Annotated in this window: 21 protein-coding genes and 1 tRNA gene; 1 reads left to right on the top strand and 21 read right to left on the bottom strand. The window is 65.0% G+C overall.

All coding sequences use genetic code 11. From position 1 onward, the window contains the following. Window positions 1-8: 8 nt before the first annotated feature. The 17 genes from HKW67_RS04500 to smpB all read right to left on the bottom strand — a co-directional run bounded on the left by HKW67_RS04500 (window position 9) and on the right by smpB (window position 15422). Window positions 9-1070 (bottom strand): Gfo/Idh/MocA family protein, encoded by a 1062-nt coding sequence (locus HKW67_RS04500; RefSeq protein ID WP_171224253.1) that lies wholly within the window; start codon window positions 1068-1070, stop codon window positions 9-11. Next, window positions 1067-1720, bottom strand: coding sequence for an N-acetyltransferase (locus HKW67_RS04495; RefSeq protein ID WP_171227544.1), 654 nt, complete (start codon window positions 1718-1720; stop codon window positions 1067-1069). The genes HKW67_RS04500 and HKW67_RS04495 overlap by 4 nt, the downstream gene beginning before the upstream one ends. Window positions 1721-1731: 11 nt before the next feature. Continuing rightward, entirely contained in the window at window positions 1732-4998 is a 3267-nt protein-coding gene (carB, locus tag HKW67_RS04490) for a carbamoyl-phosphate synthase large subunit (RefSeq protein ID WP_171224252.1), read from the bottom strand. After that, window positions 4982-5980 carry a GDP-mannose 4,6-dehydratase gene (locus HKW67_RS04485; RefSeq protein ID WP_171224251.1) on the bottom strand — a complete coding sequence of 333 codons (999 nt, stop codon included), beginning with the start codon at window positions 5978-5980 and terminating at the stop codon, window positions 4982-4984. The genes carB and HKW67_RS04485 overlap by 17 nt, the downstream gene beginning before the upstream one ends. After that, window positions 5943-6908: a GDP-mannose 4,6-dehydratase gene (gmd, locus tag HKW67_RS04480; protein WP_171224250.1), complete on the bottom strand. Its 966-nt coding sequence runs from the start codon at window positions 6906-6908 to the stop codon at window positions 5943-5945. The genes HKW67_RS04485 and gmd overlap by 38 nt, the downstream gene beginning before the upstream one ends. Before the next feature lie 113 nt (window positions 6909-7021). Next, entirely contained in the window at window positions 7022-7243 is a 222-nt protein-coding gene (gene rpmB / locus HKW67_RS04475; RefSeq protein WP_171224249.1) for a 50S ribosomal protein L28, read from the bottom strand. An 11-nt stretch (window positions 7244-7254) separates the two neighbouring features. Next, window positions 7255-7611, bottom strand: a complete 357-nt coding sequence (rplQ, locus tag HKW67_RS04470) for a 50S ribosomal protein L17 (RefSeq protein ID WP_171224248.1) — start codon at window positions 7609-7611, stop codon at window positions 7255-7257. A gap of 5 nt (window positions 7612-7616) precedes the next feature. After that, window positions 7617-8690, bottom strand: coding sequence for a DNA-directed RNA polymerase subunit alpha (locus tag HKW67_RS04465; RefSeq protein WP_171224247.1), 1074 nt, complete (start codon window positions 8688-8690; stop codon window positions 7617-7619). Window positions 8691-8845: 155 nt separating this feature from the next. Continuing rightward, on the bottom strand, window positions 8846-9481 hold the full coding sequence (gene rpsD, locus HKW67_RS04460; protein ID WP_171224246.1) for a 30S ribosomal protein S4: 636 nt from the start codon (window positions 9479-9481) through the stop codon (window positions 8846-8848). Window positions 9482-9484: 3 nt separating this feature from the next. Continuing rightward, window positions 9485-9862 (bottom strand): 30S ribosomal protein S11, encoded by a 378-nt coding sequence (gene rpsK, locus HKW67_RS04455; RefSeq protein WP_171224245.1) that lies wholly within the window; start codon window positions 9860-9862, stop codon window positions 9485-9487. A gap of 3 nt (window positions 9863-9865) precedes the next feature. After that, entirely contained in the window at window positions 9866-10243 is a 378-nt protein-coding gene (gene rpsM / locus HKW67_RS04450; RefSeq protein WP_171224244.1) for a 30S ribosomal protein S13, read from the bottom strand. Window positions 10244-10258: 15 nt separating this feature from the next. After that, window positions 10259-10375 (bottom strand): 50S ribosomal protein L36, encoded by a 117-nt coding sequence (rpmJ, locus tag HKW67_RS04445; RefSeq protein WP_012683466.1) that lies wholly within the window; start codon window positions 10373-10375, stop codon window positions 10259-10261. 191 nt (window positions 10376-10566) lie between these two features. After that, window positions 10567-11328 (bottom strand): orotidine-5'-phosphate decarboxylase, encoded by a 762-nt coding sequence (gene pyrF, locus HKW67_RS04440; RefSeq protein ID WP_171224243.1) that lies wholly within the window; start codon window positions 11326-11328, stop codon window positions 10567-10569. After that, complete coding sequence (locus HKW67_RS04435; RefSeq protein WP_206044602.1) at window positions 11325-12269, bottom strand: dihydroorotate dehydrogenase; 945 nt, start codon at window positions 12267-12269, stop codon at window positions 11325-11327. Before HKW67_RS04435 ends, pyrF begins: the two co-directional genes overlap by 4 nt. A gap of 4 nt (window positions 12270-12273) precedes the next feature. Further along, on the bottom strand, window positions 12274-13656 hold the full coding sequence (locus HKW67_RS04430) for a hypothetical protein (protein WP_171224242.1): 1383 nt from the start codon (window positions 13654-13656) through the stop codon (window positions 12274-12276). Then, the gene (locus HKW67_RS04425) at window positions 13656-14939 is read right to left on the bottom strand and encodes an N-acetylmuramoyl-L-alanine amidase family protein (protein WP_171224241.1); all 1284 of its coding nucleotides are present in this window, start codon (window positions 14937-14939) and stop codon (window positions 13656-13658) included. The genes HKW67_RS04430 and HKW67_RS04425 overlap by 1 nt, the downstream gene beginning before the upstream one ends. Window positions 14940-14951: 12 nt before the next feature. Then, window positions 14952-15422, bottom strand: coding sequence for an SsrA-binding protein SmpB (gene smpB, locus HKW67_RS04420; protein WP_171224240.1), 471 nt, complete (start codon window positions 15420-15422; stop codon window positions 14952-14954). A gap of 138 nt (window positions 15423-15560) precedes the next feature. On the opposite strand from smpB, the gene HKW67_RS04415 reads away from it, so the two are divergent. Beyond that, a tRNA-Leu gene (locus HKW67_RS04415) sits at window positions 15561-15644 on the top strand. Window positions 15645-15744: 100 nt separating this feature from the next. Here HKW67_RS04415 and HKW67_RS04410 read toward each other — a convergent pair. The 4 genes from HKW67_RS04410 to HKW67_RS04395 form a co-directional block, all read right to left on the bottom strand. Continuing rightward, window positions 15745-16278, bottom strand: coding sequence for a hypothetical protein (locus HKW67_RS04410; protein ID WP_171224239.1), 534 nt, complete (start codon window positions 16276-16278; stop codon window positions 15745-15747). An 8-nt stretch (window positions 16279-16286) separates the two neighbouring features. Further along, window positions 16287-16781: an RrF2 family transcriptional regulator gene (locus HKW67_RS04405; protein WP_171224238.1), complete on the bottom strand. Its 495-nt coding sequence runs from the start codon at window positions 16779-16781 to the stop codon at window positions 16287-16289. Between the two features lie 70 nt (window positions 16782-16851). Next, on the bottom strand, window positions 16852-18276 hold the full coding sequence (locus HKW67_RS04400; protein WP_171224237.1) for an aspartate ammonia-lyase: 1425 nt from the start codon (window positions 18274-18276) through the stop codon (window positions 16852-16854). Between the two features lie 22 nt (window positions 18277-18298). Further along, window positions 18299-19111 carry a hypothetical protein gene (locus HKW67_RS04395; protein ID WP_171224236.1) on the bottom strand — a complete coding sequence of 271 codons (813 nt, stop codon included), beginning with the start codon at window positions 19109-19111 and terminating at the stop codon, window positions 18299-18301. Window positions 19112-19113 lie beyond the last annotated feature (2 nt).

Here is a 19113-nt window from a genome sequence, read left to right as displayed (position 1 = left end):
GGATGAGTTCAGATGTTGACGCGAAGCGGCAGGGGCACGTCACGACCGGTCTTCGCCGATTCGTAGATCCCCAGAATGAGTTCGAGCGACTTGCGGCCGGCCCGCCCGTCCGTGTCGGGGAGCGCGTTACCACGCAGGACCGACTCGACATTGCGGTAGTACCCCTCGTGCCCGAAACCGTACACGCTTGGCGGATTGGTGTTCGCCTGCTCGACGAGCTTGTCGTCGTCATCGTAATCGGCAAAGGTCCAATGTTCGACCTTGTTCACGGCTGTCCCGCCGATCTTCACGCTGCCTTTCTCGCCCAGAATGGTAATGGACCCTTCGAGGTTCTTGGGGAACGTCAGCATCGTGACTTCGATGACGCCGATGGCGCCCGATCGAAACTTCAGGACGGCCGCCCCGCTGTCTTCCGCCTCGATGCGCCGCGCCATCGTTGCCGTCTTCGCCATGACGCTTTCCACGGGACCAACCAGCCACTGGACCAGATCGACGTAGTGCGACGCCTGGTTCATGAATGCGCCGCCATCGAACTCCCACGTGCCGCGCCACGGCGCCTGATCGTAGTAGTCCTGCGGGCGCGTCCAGCGCACCGTGCAATTCGCCATGTATATCCGACCGAAGCGACCACGATCGATTGCCCGCTTGAGCAGCACGATCGGCGGATTGAGCCGGTTCTGCTTGACCACGAAGAGGTGCACGTGATGATCATCGCAAGCCTGCACGAGCGCATCAGCGGCAGCCAGCGAAATCGCCATCGGCTTCTCGGAGATCACATGCCGGCCAGCCTTGGCGGCCAGAATGCCATGCTGCGGATGCAATCCGGACGGCGTCGCGATGATCACCGCGTCGCTGGGGACATCCGACAACATCTGCTCGTAGCTCGTGAACCATGGCACGTCGTACTGCGTGCCGGCGAGCTGCGCGCGTTCGGCGATAATGTCACACACCGCGACGAGCTGCAGTCCCGGAAGCTTGGCGAGCGCGTCAAAGTGATTCTTGGCAATCCGACCACAACCCAGCAGCGCCACCCGAATGCGCGGTCCGGCCGGGACGTTCTTTTCCGTCATACGGTTCCCTCGAGGCGCACGACCACGTCGCCATGGCGTTCGTATCGCACATCGGTGCCCGGGCAGCGCAGCAGCTCATGCGCCCCTTCCGCACCGGTCAGGCTCAGTGACTCGAGCTTGTGTCCGTCCTCCGACATCCAGCCGATACGCCGTCCCGGCACGCCGGCGATGAGCGCGTAGTCGGGCACGTCACGATTGACCACGGCACCGGCACCAATGAAGGCGAAGCGGCCAATCGTGATGCCACACACGATCGTGGCGTTCGCTCCGATCGTCGCGCCACGACGCACGAGCGTGCGCCGATACTCGTTCTTGCGCGACACTGCACTGCGCGGGTTGTACACGTTGGTGAACACCATCGACGGGCCGCAGAAGACGTCCGCCTCGAGTTCCACGCCTTCGTACAATGACACGTTGTTCTGGATCTTCGCGTTGTCGCCCACGAGGACTCCATTCATGACCACCACATTCTGCCCGAGCGAACAGTGCGCACCGATCTCGGCGCCGCCAAGCACGTGACAGAAATGCCACACGCGCGTACCCGCGCCGATGACCGCACCGGCGTCGACATACGCCGACTCGTGCACGAGCGCGCCGTCACCGAGCACGACGCCCGGTGCGACGTGCCCCTGCCCGGCGGCGGCAATCATGCCCGGAATGGTCACGCCGCCCCAATGGGCGCGGCGTTGGCCGCGAGCGACGCCGCGAGGATCACGTGCCACTCCTGCAACGAACGCACGCCCGGCTCGCGCGACTGCCGCGCGGCAATCGCCTCGGCGGCGGCGCTGGCTGCCGACAACGTGGTCGTATACGGCACGCGGTTGCTGATCGCGGCCTGACGCAGTCGTTCGTCGTCGACCTGCGCGTGCTTACCAAGCGGCGTGTTCACAAGCAGATGAATCTCACCGTTCAAGATCATGTCGACGCCATGCGGGCGTCCTTCGCTGACCTTGAGCACCGTCTGCACGGGAATGTCGCGCTCGCGAAGATACGCGGCGGTGCCACTCGTCGCGTAGAGGGTGAAGCCCAGTTCGTGGAACCTCGCCGCCAACTTCGCGGCGCTCGGCTTGTCGGAATCGTTCACCGTGATGAAGACCGCGCCCGTACGCGGGAGCGCGTTGTCGGCGGCCAGCTGCGACTTCATGAACGCCGTGCCGAAGTCCTCGTCGATACCCATGACCTCACCCGTGGAGCGCATTTCGGGTCCGAGCACGGGATCGAACTCGCGAAACTTGTTGAACGGGAAAACGGCTTCCTTCACGCTGAAGAAGGGCGGCACGATCTCCGACGTGAAGCCGATTTCGGCCAACGTCTCGCCGAGCATCAGGCGGGCCGCAACGGAGGCGAGCGACACGCCGATGGCCTTCGACACGAACGGTACAGTGCGCGACGCACGTGGGTTCACTTCGATCACGTACACCACGCCGTCCTTGTAGGCGTACTGCACGTTGATCAATCCGACGACGCCCAACTTCCTGGCAAAGGCGACCGTGTGCGCGCGCATCTGATCGGCCGCGTCCTGCGGAATCAGATACGGCGGCAGCACGCACGCCGAGTCGCCGGAGTGAATGCCGGCACTCTCGATGTGCTCCATGACCGAGCCGATCACCACGTTCGTGCCATCGGAAAGCGCATCGACGTCGGCCTCGAACGCATCTTCGAGGAACTTGTCGACGAGCACCGGGCGGTCCTCGCTCACGCGTGCCGCGCGTTCGAAGTAGCCACGCAAGGAGCCGGCATCGTGGACGATTTCCATCGCGCGTCCACCGAGCACGTACGACGGGCGCACGAGCACGGGATAGCCGATGCGATCGGCAATCTCGACGGCTTCATCGACGCTGGTGGCCGTTCCGTTCGCGGGCTGGGCGATGCCCAGTTCGCGGACGATCGCCTCGAAACGGCGACGATCCTCGGCGATGTCGATGGCGTCTGGTGACGTGCCGAGGATGCGCACACCAGCGGCCTCGAGCGGACGCGTGAGCTTGAGCGGCGTCTGGCCGCCGAGCTGCACGATGACGCCGAGCGGATTCTCGCGATGGACGATCTCGAGCACGTCTTCGAGCGTGAGCGGCTCGAAGTACAGCTTGTCGGAAATGTCGAAGTCGGTGGAGACGGTCTCGGGGTTCGAATTGACCATGATGGTCTCGTAGCCACGCTCACGTAGCGCCAGCACGGCGCGTACGCAGCAGTAGTCGAACTCCACGCCCTGACCGATACGATTGGGACCCGAACCAAGGATGATGACCTTCTGACGGCCTTCGGTTGCGGCCTCGCTTTCCTCATCGTAGCAGCCGTAGAGATACGGCGTGCTCGAGGGAAACTCACCGGCACAGGTATCAATCATCTTGTACGACGGGCGCACGCCGAGCGACCAGCGCATCGCGCGCGCTTCGTGTTCGGTGACACCGCGCAGCGCACCGAGCTGCCGATCGGAGAATCCGAGGCGCTTCATGCGACGCATGCTGTCGGCATCGACCGACGACTCCTGCTGGTACTCCGACTCGGCAACAATCAGCTCGTGCAACTGGTCGAGAAACCACGGATCGATGCCCGTGATCTCGTGCAGTTCCGGCGTGCCCATGCCCATGAGCATGGCCCGCTTGAGCTGATAGATGCGTTCCGGTGTGGGACGACGAAGCGCGCCGCGCAACTCTTCCTTCGAACCTTCGACGAGTCGGTCGTCTACGAGACGCTCGCCAACCGTCCAGCCACTACGACCGGTCTCGAGCGCGCGCAACGCCTTCTGAAACGCTTCCTTGAACGTACGGCCGATCGCCATCGACTCGCCAACGGACTTCATCTGCGTGGTCAGACCGGGATCCGACGACGTGAACTTCTCGAAGGCAAATCGCGGGCACTTCACGATCACGTAGTCGAGCACCGGCTCGAAGCTGGCCGGCGTCGTCTTGGTGATGTCGTTCGGGACTTCGTCGAGCGTGTAGCCGACGGCGAGCTTCGCACCGATACGCGCAATCGGAAACCCGGTCGCCTTCGACGCCAGAGCAGACGAGCGCGACACACGCGGGTTCATCTCGATGACGATCAATTCGCCATTTTGCGGGTTCACGGCGAACTGGATATTGCACCCGCCGGCATCAACGCCGATCTCGCGGATGATCGCCACGGCCGCATCGCGCATCACTTGATACTCACGATCAGTGAGGGTCATCGCGGGCGCCACCGTGATCGAGTCCCCCGTGTGCACGCCCATCGGATCGAGATTCTCGATGGAGCAGACGATGACGACGTTGTCCGCACAATCGCGCATCACCTCGAGCTCGTACTCTTTCCAGCCGAGCAGCGAGCGTTCGATGAGCACCGACCCCACCGGTGACAAGTCGAGGCCGCGACGCACCATCGTCTCGAACTCTTCGCGGTTGTACGCGATACCACCGCCGGTGCCGCCGAGCGTGAACGACGGGCGGATGATCGACGGGAAGCCCGTCTCCTCAACGCCCGCGATCGCCTCTTCGAGCGTGGTGACCGTACGGCCCGTCGGACACTTGAGTCCGATCTTCGTCATCGCTTCGCCGAAGAGCTTGCGGTCTTCCGCGACGCGGATGGCCCGAGCGTTGGCGCCAATGAGTTCGCATCCGTACTTCTCGAGCACGCCGCTGTCGTAGAGCGCGAGCGCGACATTGAGCGCCGTCTGCCCGCCCATGGTGGGCAACACGGCGTCAGGGCGTTCCTTGGCGATCACTTTCTCAACAAACTCGGTCGTGACCGGCTCGATGTACGTGCGGTCGGCGAACTCCGGGTCGGTCATGATCGTGGCCGGATTGGAGTTCACGAGGATGACCTCGTAGCCCTCCTCTCGCAGTGCCTTGATGGCCTGCGTTCCGGAGTAATCAAATTCAGCAGCCTGCCCGATCACGATCGGTCCAGAGCCGATCACGAGAATCCGGTGCAGGTCAGAGCGTCGCGGCATGGAGGAGATCGTCGATGATGTCGTCGAGAGAGCGCGTGGCGGACCATCCGGTGGCGCGCTGCAATTTGTGCGAATCCCCGATCAGCACGGGGACGTCAACCGGGCGCACCAGCGCAGGATCTTCGACAGGCGTCGCCTGCACATCGGCACGCGCCAGAACCCGGTCGAGAAGCTGCTGCACCGACCATCCGGTGCCGCTGGCCACGTTATACACCTCGCCAGGCGTACCCCGTCGGCAGAGTGAAATATACGCAGCAACGACGTCACTTACATGGAGGAAATCGCGTATCGGTGCACGATTCCCAACCGGCATGGTCGTTCCCGGCGAAGCGCCGCGAAGTTCGACCGCGCGCTGCACCAAGGCGGGGAGCAGAAAGCGCGTCGGCTGCCCTCGGCCGCTGTGGTTGAAGCTGCGAGCGACGACCACTTTGAGCCCGGTCGCCCGCCAAGCCTGGAGTGCGAGAATCTCCTGCGCCGCCTTGGTGGCGGCGTACACCGTTCGCGGGGCCTGCACGGCGCTCTCGAGGAGCGGACCCTCATGGGTCTCGTGACGCCCGTATTGCTCGGCGCTGCCGACGATGAGCACCGTGGGGTCGATGGCGCCGGCGTCGCGAGATTGGCCGAGCGCATGCAGCAGGCGCGCCGTCGCGGTGACATTGACATCCCACGCGAGCGCCGGCTCAGCGGCCGCCGTTGGCACGTGCGAGATCGCCGCAAGATGGATCACGGTGTCCGGCCGCGCGGTGTCCACGACGCGCGCGATGTATGCCTCGTCCCGGAGGTCGCCGTATATCCAGCGGACATCTCCCCCCGGCTCGCTCGGCGAACCGGGGGGATCGGTGGCGAGGGCAAACCGCTCGCCCCCCCCGTTCCGTAGTGCTTCGAGCAAATACGACCCGACGAAGCCGGCGGCTCCGGTGACGAGCACGCGCTTCACGAGTTCGTCACCGCTGCCGTTGGTACCGCGCGAGATCGGCGGCAACCATCATGCTCACCAGCTCGGCGAACGGCACCTTGGGCGTCCATCCAAGCCTCTGCTCCGCCTTCGACGGATCGGCGACGAGGAGGTCCACCTCGGCCGGCCGGAAGAACTTCTCATCCTGCTTCACATACTCGAGATAATCGAGATCCACGGCGCCGAAGGCGGCAACGCAGAAATCGCGCACCGAGTATGTCTCACCGGTGCCGATCACGAAATCATCGGGCTCGTCGAGCTGGAGCATGCGCCACATCGCATCGACGTAATCGCCGGCGAATCCCCAATCGCGGCGGGCCTCGAGATTTCCGAGACGCAGCTCGTGCTGCAATCCCAGTTTGATGCGGGCGACGGCGTCGGTGATTTTGCGCGTGACGAATTCGAGGCCGCGACGCGGGGACTCGTGATTGAACAGGATGCCGGAGACCGCGAAGAGGTTGAAGCTTTCGCGATAGTTCACCGTGATCCAGTGGCCATACACCTTGGCGACGCCGTAAGGCGACCGCGGATAGAATGGCGTGGACTCACGCTGCGGCGTCTCGATGACCTTGCCGAACTGTTCGCTGGAGCTGGCTTGGTAGAAGCGCGATTTCGGCGCGGCCTTCCGCATCGCTTCCAGCATTCGAGTGACACCGAGCGCCGTGAATTCGCCGGTGAGCACGGGTTGGGTCCAGGAGGTCTGCACAAAGCTTTGCGCGGCGAGATTGTAGATCTCATCGGGCTGTGTTTCATGCACGACGTCGGTGAGCGACGTTTGATCGAGCAGATCCGCCGACACGAGTTCGACGCGATCGACCAGATGGGCGATGCGCTCGTAGGGCGTCGTCGACGAACGACGGACGACGCCGACGACTCGGTAGCCCTTGGCGAGCAGCAACTCGGCGAGGTAGGAGCCGTCCTGTCCGGTAATCCCGGTGATCAGTGCAGTCTTCAACAGAGTACTCAGTCGGAAGTCAGGAGTCGTGAGTGGCGACAACGGAAGGCATATGTACAAAGCGGGGAGCCCGGCAACTGCGAGCTCCCCGCTGAGACGTCACCGTACGCGAGTTACGCGACAGCAACCTGACCGCGCGGCGCGCGGGTGATCTTGCCGGCCGCGATGCACCGCGTGCAAGCCTTGACCTTGATGACCTTCCCTTCGCTGAGGGTGCGCACCACCTGGAGATTGGGTCTCCAGGTCCGGCGCGTCTTGTTGTTCGCGTGCGAGACGCTGTTTCCAAAGGCAACGCCCTTGTCGCAGACGTAGCAGCGGTGTCTATCGATAGCCATGTCCGATATCCTCAGCTCTGGACCAATTCGATCCGCGCCATCTCCGCACCGTCACCCTTGCGGTGGCCGGTCTTGAGAATGCGCGTGTAGCCGCCCGGTCGCGTGGCGAACATGGGGCCGATTTCCTGGAACAGCTTGTCGGCCGCCTCACGCTTGTGGACGTGCTTGCCAGCCAGGCGGCGCGCGTGGAGCGTGCCGGTCCGGGCCTTCGTGATCAGCTTCTCAACGAAGGGGCGGAGTTCTTTCGCCTTCGCCTCAGTCGTTTCGATCGCACCCTGCTCAATGAGCGAGGTTGCGAGGTTGCGAAGCAGCGCGAGGCGCTGCTCACTCGTCCGCCGAAGTTGGCGGTTTGCCTTGCGATGGCGCATGGGAATTACTCCTCGTCGTCTTCGTCGTCGGGCGCGTTCTCGGCCGCGCGGCTGGGCGGGGTGCCCATATCGAGGATGCGCACACCATCTGTGCTTTCCTCGTATCGCATGCCGAAATTGAGCCCTTCCTTCTCGAGCAGCGCGGCGATTTCCTGCAGAGACTTCTTACCGAAGTTCTTGACCTGAAGGATTTGCGCCTCGGTCTGGCGAACCAGATCGCCGAGCGAGCGGATGTTCGAGTTCTTGAGTGAATTGACCGAGCGAACCGAGAGTTCGAGATCGTCGATCGGAGTGCGGAACAGTTCGGCCAAGCGGAGCGCGTCGCTGTTGGAGCCGTCGCCACCTGCGCCGGGCTGTGCAGAAGCCGACGACCCGAAGCCCACGAAGTACTGGAAGTGGGTCTGGGCGAGTGCTGCTGCGTAGCTCACCGCTTCCTCGGGCGACATCGTGCCGTTGGTTTCGACGGTCAGCGTGAGACGGTCATAGTCGGTACGCTGTCCAACGCGCGTCTCAGAGACGGCGAAGTTGACGCGGCGGACCGGGCTGTAGATGGCATCGATACGCACCACGTCGACCGAGAGATTCTTGTCGGCGGGATGCTGATCGCTCTCGATGTAACCGCGACCCTTGTTCACGTAGAGCTCGACGTTGAAGTCGCGCTCGTCGGTGATGGTGAAGAGGTGGTGCGTCGGGTCGATGACCCGGGCGCCACCGCTGACCTGAATGTCGGCGGCCGTGACGGTGCCGGGACCCGACTTGGCGATGCGGAGCACGGTCTGCTCGACATCGTCAGGGAGGGCCAGCGTGAGCGTCTTGAGATTACCGATGATCTGGTGCACGTCTTCCACGACGCCGCCGATGGTCTGGTGCTCATGCACCACGCCGTCGATACGGAACGCCCACACCGCCGAGCCACGGAGCGACGACAGGAGCAGTCGGCGCATCGCGTTGCCCAACGTGTGTCCAAAGCCGCGCTCGAGCGGCTGCAGACGGAATTCGGCCAGATTGGGCGTGTCCTCGCGCTTGGTTGCTTCGACAAGCTGCGGACGAACCAGCCCTGAGAGATCGATCGTTGCCATGAAGTTCGAAAATTTGAAGTGGTCACACCGGCGCTGTTCGCCGATGACGCGCTACCCCGCCCCGAACGCGCGGTAGCCCCGTAGAGGGGTTCGGGCCCCGACCGCCGACGGAGGCGCGCCGCGAACGGCGCGCTCTGTCAGCTGAGTACCACGTGTTACTTGGAGTACAGTTCGACGACGAGCTGTTCCTGCGCCGCCAACGGAATCGACTGACGCTGCGGCTTCTCGAGCACGCGACCGCTGAACGACTCCTTGTCGACGGCGATCCACGAGAGCGAGGCACCACGCGCGGCCTGTTCCATGGCCGACATCACGAGCACGAGTTCACGCGACGACTGCTTGACGCGCACTTCTTCGCCCGGACGCACCTGGTAGGACGGGATGTCCAGCAGGCGACCCTTCACTTCAATGTGGCGGTGACGGATGAGCTGACGCGCAGCCTTGCGGCTGGGCGCGAAACCCATGCGGTACACGACGTTGTCGAGGCGCGTTTCGAGCGCCGCCAACAGGTTGTGACCCGCGATGCCCGGCGCGGACGCCACACGATCGAAGGTGTTGCGGAACTGCTTCTCGCTGATGCCGTAGATGCGCTTGATCTTCTGCTTCTCGCGCAACTGCTTGGAGAATTCGGACGCCTTCTTACGACGCGCCGTGGCCTGACCGTGCTGACCCGGGGCGTACGGACGACGCTCAACGGGGCACTTCTCGGTAAAGCACTTGGTGCCCTTCAGAAAGAGCTTGGCGCCCTCACGACGGCACTGACGGCAGCTAGGACCAGTATAACGGGCCATGTCTTAGACCCTCCGACGCTTGGGGGGACGGCAGCCGTTGTGCGGGATCGGGGTGACGTCGCGAATGGACTTCACCTGGAGGCCGGCCGCGGCGAGCGCCTGAATGGCGGACTCGCGACCACTGCCCGGACCCTGCACGCGCACATGCACGCGGCGCACGCCGAGGGTGAGCGCTTCGCGCGCGCACTGCTCGGACGCCACCGTGGCGGCGAACGGCGTGGACTTCTTCGACCCCTTGAAGCCCGCCTTGCCGGCGGAGCCCCACGACACCGTGTTGCCATGCATATCGGTGATCGTGATGGTCGTGTTGTTGAACGTGGCGCTGACGTGGGCGATGCCTTCGGCCTCGACGACGCGCTTGGTCTTCTTTGCGGTAGCCATGGCTTACTTGGTCACCTTCTTCTTGCCCGCGATAGCGCGGCGCGGCCCCTTCTTGGTGCGCGCGTTCGTGTGCGTGCGCTGCCCGCGCACGGGAAGCCCGCGGCGATGGCGCGTGCCACGGTACGAGCCGATGTCCATCAGGCGCTTGATGTTCATCGCGATCTCGGTGCGCAGGGCACCTTCGACGCGAATGTTGCGCTCGATTTCCTGACGGAGCTTGTTGACGTCCGCGTCATTGAGATCGCGGACACGCTGCTCGGGCGAAACGCCCGCGGCAGCGAGGATCTTCTGGGCGGTCTTGCGACCGATGCCGAAGATGTAGGTCAGGCCGATCTCAACCTTCTTCTCACGAGGGAGATCGACGCCAGCGATACGTGCCATGTGTTACGCTTCCCCTCAGCCTTGACGCTGCTTGTGCTTGGGGTTGCGCTTGCAGATGATGCGAGTCACGCCCTGTCGCTTCACGACTTTGCAGTGCTCACAGATCGGCTTTACGCTGCTCCGAACTTTCACGGGTCACCTTGGCGCTCTCGCGCCAACGGAGTCTCCCGCACCAGATTGCTCTGGCCGGCTGGACTCCCCATGCGTCCATCGCTCATGAAGCATCGCATTTCAGCGATTCCGCGCACGAGCGAAGCAAATGTGGCCAGCGGATTGGCCTAGAATCTCGCCCGAAAACGGGCAAGACCCTCATCCTAGTGGACTTAGACCGCTCCCGCAAGTGAGGCGGTCACCTGCCCCATCGCCGCCACCGGATCGGCGGCCCCGGTAACGGCCCGGCCCAGGATCAGCCAGCGCGCGCCGGCATCAGCGGCGGCCCGTGGCGTCATGACGCGCCGCTGGTCGTGGGCGTCGCCACCAGGAAGTCGAATACCAGGGATCAGCAGCCCAAGCGCCGCACCAAACGTGGCATGCACCGCCGCGGCTTCATGACCAGAGCAGACGATTCCGGCACCGCCGCCCGTCGCCACCAGCCCAGCCAGGCGGACCACTTCGCCCGTCACATCGACCCGTTCCCGTCCCCACGCCTCGCCGATCGCGGCGGCATCCATGCTCGTCAGGATCGTGACGCCGAGGATGCCGCATCCCCCCAACGCGCCGGTGGCCGCTCCCTCCTCGGCCCCCTCGCCGGCCGCCCGGATCATGGCCGAGCCGCCCGATGCATGGACGGTGAGGAGCGACGCGCCGTGGCGAGCGACGCTGCGAGCGGCGCCACGCACGGTGTTGGGAATGTCGTGCAGTTTCAAATCCACGAAGACCGACTTCCCCGCGTCGCGCAGCCAACTCACGATGTCGGGGCCTTCGGCGGCGAAGAGCTCGAGCCCGACCTTGTAAAACCCGCAGGAGCCGCCGAGCCGGCTGACGATCGCCTGCGCGGCGCGGCGGTCGGCGACGTCGAGGGCGACGATCGGGGTCACGGGGGGATGGACCGTCGCATCGACGGTCGCGGAAGATGGCAGGGTCATGAAGGCCACTCCAGTGTGCCGATGATCGATCGCAGGTCGCGGACGCCTTCGCGCTGCGCCCAGCCGGCGAGTTCCCGGGCAATGCGCTCCGGTGCGCGTGGATCGCGCAGGGCCGCCGTCCCGACGCCCACCAGCGACGCGCCAGCCAGCAGGTACTGCGCCGCGTCGTTACCAGTGCTGACCCCGCCCAACCCAATGATGGGAACGCCGGGTAGTGCCTGACGGACTCGCCAGGTGGCCAGCAGTCCAAGGGGGAGCAACGCAGGACCGCTCACCCCACCGGTGCCGAATCCAATCTTGGGCTTACGGCGAGCGGCATCGATGACGAGCCCCGGCATCGTGTTGACGAGCGTCAGTCCATTGGCGCCGTTCTCGATCGACACGCGAGCAGCGTCCACTACGCCGGCGCCGAGGGTCGGGGACAATTTTACGAACAGCGGTCGGGACGTGCGGGCGCGAGAGGCACGCACCAACGCCGCGAGCGCGACCGGGTCGGCGCCGAATTCCATGCCACCCGCTTTGACGTTGGGGCAGCTGACGTTGAGTTCGAACGCATCGACGCCCGGCAGATCGTCCAGCCCACCGACGACCGTTTCGAAGTCTTCGACGCTGTTCCCCACCACGTTCACGATGACGCGGGTGTCGGGATACGCCTTGCGTAACCAGGGAAGGTAGTCGGCACGGACCGCCGCAAGACCGGGGTTGGCGAGGCCGATGGCGTTGATCATACCGCCGGCGAATTCACTCACGCGTAGCGGTGGCGCCCCATGTCGCGGAGCGACGCTGACGGCCTTTGTGGCGATCCCGCCGATGGCGGAGAGGTCGAGCACGTCGTCGACCTCCTTCCCGAAACCGGCCGTTCCGGCGGCGAGGACGACCGGATTCCGAAACGCCATCCCGGCCACCATCCACGTCTGCTGTTCACCAGCTGTTGCTATCACGCGATCACCGAGATCCGGCAGGCTTGGGAGGAAGACGCAGCTTGCGTACGCTGTCGGACCAGATGCGGAGCGCATCGGTCCAGTTCAATCTCAACAGCTCGGGCGCCGTCACAAAGTCCGGACGAGTGGCGGGATCGTCGCCACGCAGCCGCGCGGCCACGGCGGACGTGCCGAAGTCCGCGAGCACGCGGCGCTGCCAGGCCGCCGCACTGTCCGGCTCGAGCAGCGCGGCGGCGTACCAGGCGTTGGGCACGAGCGGCGATGCCCCCGACTCGCGGGCGACACGCAGGAACAGCGCGCGCGCGAGGCGCGGCGCACGCAGGGAGTCCCGAGCAATCTCCGCCGCCAGATACAGCGAAGCGCTTTCCGCGTCGCCCCGACCCGCGAGCAACCGGAAGAGCAGCACGCGCTCCGCCACCTGGCGGGCGTAGCTGGTGCGCCACACGACACTGTCCTGTCGCGCGATCAGCGTATCGAGTTCTCGCACCGACGCGACCCGCGTGAGATCGAGCAACGCCAACCGCGCGTTCGCGTCGTGCGCGGTCATCGTGTCGCGCTGCGACAGCGTGCGCGCGGCGTACAGATGCCGTCGAGCCAGCGAATCACGGCCAACGCGCGCGTGCATATCACCCAGCGCATAATGCATCCGGGCGCGGCTGTCGTCGCGGACGCGCGCGGCGTCGTATTGCGCGACGATGCGCTCGGCCCCGTCCACGCGGCCATCGGAGAGCAGATCACGGAGTGCACGGGTTACATCTTCGCGATAGTCACCGAGTCGGGCGCGCTGTACCAGCAGCGACTCCACACGGGCGTACTCACGCGCCGACATCGACGCGCTGATGAGCTCCCATTGAAGGACGCCGGCATCGAGTGTGCCAAGATACGCAGGGACCGCGTCGCGATCCCCCATACTGAGCGCTGCGCGCGCCGCCCAGATGCGGGATTGACGCGCCAGTTCGCGATCGCTGGCGCGAAACATCGAGTCGAGGCGCGGGCGCGCATCGGCGCTGCGACCACCGCGTACCTCGCAGGTGGCGAGAGCCAATCGGGAGCGATCGCGTTCACCGGCATTCAGCGTGGTGCCCGCCAACAGTTGCTGCAAGCGCGGCACGGCACGCTCGCACTGCGCCGCCATCGCGCCGCTCCGCGCCGCGATGTAGAGCGCGCGGTTGCGCCACTTCGATTTCGGATGCCGCACCAGCACCGTTTCGGCGATGGCCGCAGAACGCTGAAAACGCGTCGTGGCCTCGCCGTCGTCATCACGGCGTAGCTTGGCATCGGCGAGCCGGGCTTCCGCCTGGGCGTTGTAGATGCCGTTGTAGTAGACACACCCCGAACCCACGAGCCACGACGCGAGGACCAGCGTCAGTCGATGCGCGGCACGCATCAGCCACCGCCTCCGACCTTTCGCTCATACTGTTCGAGATAGCGCACGACCGCATCGGCGAGCGTCGACGCCAGCTCGCGCTGTCGCTCGATGTCGGTCATGTACTGTGCTTCGAGCTTGTTGGTGCCGAACCCGATCTCCACCAAGACCGCAGGCATGAACGCGGTCACGAGCACGCGAAATCCGGCTTGTTTGACGCCGCGGCTCGGTCCGGGATGCACCTGCTTCATGCCCGCCTGGAGCAGCTCGGCAAGCCGGCCCGACTCCCGAAGATGCTCGTTCTGCGCCATGTCCCGCATGATGAATCCCAATGGATCGTCGCGGGTGACATCGGCGTCGGTCTCGAAGCGGATCGCCTCGTTCTCCATGGCCGCGACACGACGTTCATCTTCGGTCTTGGCCTCGGCGAGAAAATAGGTTTCGAAGCCGCGGGCACCGCCGGGATTCGTCCAGCGGGGATTGGCGGCGTTCACATGCACCGACAGGAAGAGATCGGCCTTGGCCTGATTCGCCATGCGTCCGCGATCGCCCAGCGCGATCAAGGTGTCGGTGGTGCGCGTCATGACCACTTGGATCTCACGTTGTTCGAGGGCAGCGCGCAGCTGCTTCGCGAACGAGAGCGTGATGTTCTTCTCGAACACCTTCTTCGGTACGCCGATCGGTCCCGACATGCCGTTGTCAGGTCCGCCGTGTCCCGCATCAACGACGACGACGCGCTGGCGGAGTGCGGCGCTACGGTTGGCGGGTGCGCTACGCACATTGTCGGCGGGCGCCGGCGGGGCGGGCGTCGACGGGGCGGGCGCACGGGGGGTCTCAGCGCGTGCGCGCGTCGTCGGTGTACGTCGAGCAGCCGTCACCGTGGAGAATCGGCGCAGCTCGGCCTTCTCCTGATCGAAGAGGACGCCGGCACCAAGTCGCGGCAGCAACTCCGTGGCCAATGCGAGCGGCACGTAGAACTGTCCGCCACGCCGGAAGACCCCCGCGCGCAGGGGGATGGTATCACCGCCGACCACGACGAGCGCGTTGCCGGCTTCGAGATCCATCCCGGTGGTTCCCACTTCGAGACGGAAACGCGCGCTGCCGGCGGATTGCGTGACGACCTGTCCACCGAGCGCCTGGGCCAAGGCGTCGGCGCGAACGCCAATGCCACCATCCGGATGCCGTAGCGTGGGTACGGACTGGAGCCGGTCGCCCGCGCGCACCATAAGCGGCGGCAATGGCGGCAGTGACGGTGCGACCGCCGACAGCTGCAGTGTGAGTGCGAGCGCGCCGAGCAGCATCATCGACTCAGGTACTCAACGCTTGTTAAGCGCACGCGCGATCTCACGCTCGGCGTCGCGCTTCTTGAGGTCCTCGCGCTTGTCGTGCTGCTGCTTGCCGCGCACGAGCGCGAGGCGCGCCTTCACGCGGCCGCTCTTGAAGTACAGATCGAGTGGCACGAGGGTGAGTCCCTGCCGCTCGACGGCGCCGATCAGTCGACGAATTTCACGGCGGTGCATGAGCAACTTACGCGTGCGCGTGGGTTCGTGATTGAACACGTTGCCCTGCCCGTACGAACCGATATGCAGGTTGAGCAGGAACACCTCGTTGTCCTTGATCACCCCGAAGGCGTCGGTCAGGTTCGCCCGCCCCTCGCGGAGCGCCTTGACCTCCGTGCCGGTCAGCACGACTCCGCACTCCCAGGTGTCCAGGATTTCGTAGTCGTGCCGCGCGCGCTTATTCCGCGCGATGAGTTCAGTGGGTTCTTCAGTGTCGGTGTTTGCCATACTGTACGGAAACGTAATACCCCGACACGCACGAAGAGTGCGCGAGGGCGTTGACTTCGGGGGCATCTTCGATCTATTCTTTACGGCCCTGCTGTAATCGTGTACGGAACGCTGTTCTCGTGCTCGACGTCAGCAGCTGCCGGAGTGGTGGAATTGGTAGACGCGCTGCGTTCAGGTCGCAGTATCCGCAAGGATGTGCCGGTTCGAGTCCGGCCTTCGGCACTCGATGATTAGACGAAGAAAGGGGAAAGATGGCATCAGCCAGCTTTCCCCTTTTTCGCGTCTGTACGGTTCAGCAGTCCGTGGCGGACGACCGATCGGGTCAGCCGCGCAGCGCGGAGGGCCGGATGTCCTCGGGGAGCGAAGCGACCCCGAATACGTCACGGAGCACGACGTTGGCGGCCCCGCGGGTCTCGTTCACGAATTGAGTCGCCCGAACCAGCTGCTCCGTGGACGGATCGTGAATGCCAGCACCGCCCAGCAGGACTCGAGCGAGCCGTGTGGCCGGCGACTCCACGTTCCCGCGCACCGCCAACGCGGCGGTATAGGCCCGCCAGCGCTCGCCCCATTCACGGCCAAGGCCCACGGTTGCCCGTGCCTCCCGACTGATGACGGGGGCCAGCTGGTGCGCCACGTCAGACGCGGTCCGGTCGTCGAGCGCGTCGCGCTCAGCCACGACCAAACCAATAGCCCGCTTGGCGAACGTGAGCTCCCGCAGGGCGACGGCTTCTGAAACGCCGAGGGACGCGAGCCACGCGATGTCGGTATGCTCGGGCGAACGCAGCAATTGGCCGAGGTACGCGGACGCCCGACGGCTCCGTTCGCGCTGCGCGCGCCACTCCGTCCAAAGACCCATTGGCGTCGTCAGCCCTGCAGAATCGGCAACGCGCCGGGAAGATCCGGCACAGCCGCGTATGGCGGCAGTCCAACGCGGTCCCGGACCGATGCTTCGTCGGTCAAGAGGTCACTGAGTTTCACGCCTTCGAGTACCTCGTCGATACGCTGCTGAAGGAGCAGCCAGACGGGGCGGATGCTGCAATTCTCGGCCGCGGCGCAGCGTTCAGCGTCGACCGGATGACTGACACAATGCAGGTCGAACGTCGTGAGCTCAGAGGCTTGAATCACATCACGCACGGAGATGGCGTCAGGCGTACGGGCGAGCGAGTACCCGCCGCGTGCTCCGCGGGTGCTGTTGACGATTCCGGCGCGGCGCATCCGCAGGAGGATCTGCTCGACGTAGTCGCCCGGCAATCGCTCACGAGCTGCGACGTCGCGTCCCGTGACCGGCCCGGTTCCCGCGCGGCGCGCGAGATGCAAGGCACAAATGAGTCCGTATTCCGCCCACGTCGTAATGCGCATATGTCGAGTCTACGGTTCCCCGGTCGCATGGACAAGTTCTCCGGCGGAAAAGCCACCGGCGGGGGCGTACTCAGCCAGAGGCGGAGGAGCCGTGCTTGCCGGAAGGGACCCCGATCTCGGTCATCTTCCGGAGATCGAGGACGGCGTCGAGCTCGTCGGGCGGCAGGATGCGCTCGCTGGCCACCAGCTCACGAATCAGCGTACCCTCTTTAACCGAACGCTTCGAGATATCCGCCGCGGCCGCGTAACCGATCTGCGGCATGAGCGCGGTGGCGAGCGCCGCCGATCGCTCAACCCAGTACTCGCACATCGCGGCGTGGGCGACGATGCCTTCGACACAGCGCGCACTGAAGATGCCGATCGCGTTCGTGAGGATCTGCACGGAGAGCAGCACGTTGTGCGCGATGACCGGCATCATGACGTTGAGTTCGAGCTGACCGTGTTCGGCAGCGATCGCCACGGTGGTGTCGCATCCGATGACCTGAAAGCAGACCTGATTCACCATCTCCGGGATCGACGGGTTGATCTTGCCGGGCATGATGGACGAACCTGGTTGTACAGCCGGCAGCGCGATTTCGTCGAGCCCCGTGCGCGGGCCTGACACCATGAGCCGCAGATCGCTCGCGATCTTCGAGAGGTCGAGGGCGAGCCCGCGCAGCGATGCCGAGAACGCGGCCGCATCACCCATGCTTTGCATGAGCTGAATGCGATCGACGCCAATGCGGAGGCTGCTGATGCCGGTGATCGCTCGCAGGTGGTCGTTCATGCGCGCGGGATACTCGGGCTCCACGGTTACACCAGTGCCTACGGCAGAACCACCGATTCCGAGGTCATTGAGGTAGTCCGCCGCCTCGACAATCCGCTTGCGGCACCGCGCGAGCGTTCCAGCGTACGCGGTGAACTCCTGCCCAAGCCGAATCGGCATCGCATCCTGCAGATGCGTGCGCCCGGCCTTCACGATACCGTCGAACTCTACACCCTTGCTCGCCAGCGCTGCGTGCAACGCATCGATGGATACCAACAGCGCCGGCAGCTGTCGCAGCACGGCCAATCGGATGTTCGTGGGAATCGTATCATTGGTGCTCTGCGCCATGTTGACATGGTCGTTCGGGTGTACCGGCGCATACGTACCACGCACGCCACCGAGCAACTCGTTGGCGCGATTGGCGAGCACTTCGTTCACGTTCATGTTGTGCGACGTACCGGCGCCCGCCTGATACGGATCTACGATAAACTGGTCGCGGTGCTGCCCCGCCAGCACTTCATCGGCGGCCGCAATGATGGCATCGGCGCGACGAGCATCGAGCCGACCGGTGTCCCGATGCGTCATTGCCGCCGCCTTCTTGATCCACACCTGCGCGATCACGAAGGGCTCGAGCGGGCGCAGGCCACTGATCGGAAAGTTCAGGGCCGCACGAAGCGTTTGCACTCCGTACAGCGCCTCAACGGGCACCGGTAATTCACCAAGGGGGTCCTTCTCGATGCGAGTGGCCACCGGGTTCACCGCGGCAAAGCGATCAGGGGAAGCGTACGATCGTATCGACCGTCGAGACGATGTGCAGCAAGCTGGTGGAGTCGGGACGCGCCTCCTGGGTACGCCAGCGAATCAGCGTCGCCGAGCGCAATGCACTGGGCGATGCGAGAAACGCTCCAAGACCAGATGCAGGGACTTGAAACGCGCCGTCGTCCTTGAGCGCGCAGTAGATCTGTTCATTCTGAACCGTCGACGTGGCCGTCGCCCCGTACCGCACCGACAGGATGATCGCGGCCGAAGGGTCGTTGGTTGCGTTCCAAGTCACGTCGAGGGGCGAACCACTGGCCGGAACTACGAGCCGTCCCGGGATGATTGGTTCGGCCAGCTTGACGGTGATGGCGGCCGCCGGGAACGTTCCGGCCAGTCCGGGCACGTTCAGCGTGGCCGCATCGCCTGCGGCGTAGGTCAGCGCCGCGCCGGTGGCGGGCTCGTAGCGTGAGAAGGCCGTCGAGAACGGCAACGCGACGCTGCTGCCGGCAAAGGTAAGGGCAAGACTCTCGCCGACCTTGAGCGAACCAGTCGCTGCGCCCGTCGTGCTGTCGATGAGGGCATAGGCGCACTGATCACCCTGCTGCAGCGCACTGTTCGGCGCGGTCGCCGAGAGCCCCTGAAAGAACACCGCGTTGATGGTCGCCGAAGCGCGACCCGCGGGGGCGTTTTTCCCCGTGATCGTGACCGCGCCGTACTTGGTGAGCGTCGTGGTGTTCTCGGTGATGCTCGAACACGCGGTCAGCACGGCGGCGCTCAAGAGGGCCACGGCGAGCGGACTGAAGCGAGGAGGCAAAGGCAGCGACATAC

The sequence above is a fragment of the Gemmatimonas groenlandica genome (assembly GCF_013004105.1).
GTDB lineage: Bacteria > Gemmatimonadota > Gemmatimonadetes > Gemmatimonadales > Gemmatimonadaceae > Gemmatimonas > Gemmatimonas groenlandica.
The sequence above is the reverse complement of the archived record's forward strand: the minus strand, read 5'-3'. Positions and strand labels throughout refer to the sequence as shown.